The following is a 784-nucleotide window of genomic DNA, read 5'->3' as shown; positions in this document are numbered from 1 at the left end:
TGGTCACCTTGATCGGCGAATCGAGCGCCACCTCGCCGGCCTGAATGGCGCGGAAGGCGACATAGGCCGTCATCAGCTTGCTGAGCGAGGCCGGATACCAGCGCTTGAACGCGTCCTGATGCTCCAGAATGGAGCCGCTCTTGAGATCGAACAGGACCACCGGATTGGCGCGCGCAACGCCGGCAAACGCCGGAAGCGCCAGCGCGCCCGCCAGCAACAGGTTGAGGAAATGCCTCTGCCGCATGATCAAATCCGAAATCGCCTCTTGCCGTAATCGCCACTGGGTCCGTAAGATTTCGTTACCCATCGCCAGCATAAATGCGGCCCGGCCCCTCGACCCGGACCCCATTGTTGCGGTGCTATTTACCCTATGTGACGCCAAAATGGCAAAGTTCAACACAATCACAATTGCTGAGCATCGGTTCTGAACGGACCGCCGCCAATCAACCGAGAGATGGACCGATCATGCCGATTCTCAACCGCGCCGCACAAATGCAGGAAGAAGTCGCCGGCTGGCGACGACATCTCCACCAGACGCCGGAACTGAATTTCGACGTCTTCCAGACTGCCGGCTTCGTCACCGAGAAGCTGAAGGCCTTCGGCTGTGACGAAGTGGTGACGGGATTGGGCAAGACCGGCGTCGTCGGCATCATCCGCGGCCGCAAGGGCGATGGCCCGACGATCGGACTGCGCGCCGACATGGACGCGCTGCCGATCGACGAGATCACCGGCAAGCCATGGGCCTCGACCGTGCGCGGCAAGATGCATGCCTGCGGCCATGATG

General features: G+C 61.4%; 2 protein-coding genes. One reads left to right on the top strand and one right to left on the bottom strand.

Going from position 1 to position 784, the window contains the following annotated elements:
• Positions 1-244: serine hydrolase (locus tag EOA28_RS37395; RefSeq protein ID WP_348633457.1), on the bottom strand; the 244-nt coding region annotated here is incomplete at its 3' end.
• Between the two features lie 221 nt (positions 245-465).
• Between EOA28_RS37395 and EOA28_RS37390 the strand changes: the two genes are divergently transcribed.
• A partial coding sequence (locus tag EOA28_RS37390; RefSeq protein ID WP_128315920.1) for a M20/M25/M40 family metallo-hydrolase occupies positions 466-784 on the top strand: 319 nt, incomplete at its 3' end.

The sequence above is a fragment of the Mesorhizobium sp. M2A.F.Ca.ET.067.02.1.1 genome (assembly GCF_004023285.1).
GTDB lineage: Bacteria > Pseudomonadota > Alphaproteobacteria > Rhizobiales > Rhizobiaceae > Mesorhizobium.
This window is presented reverse-complemented; position numbering and strand designations above follow the sequence as displayed.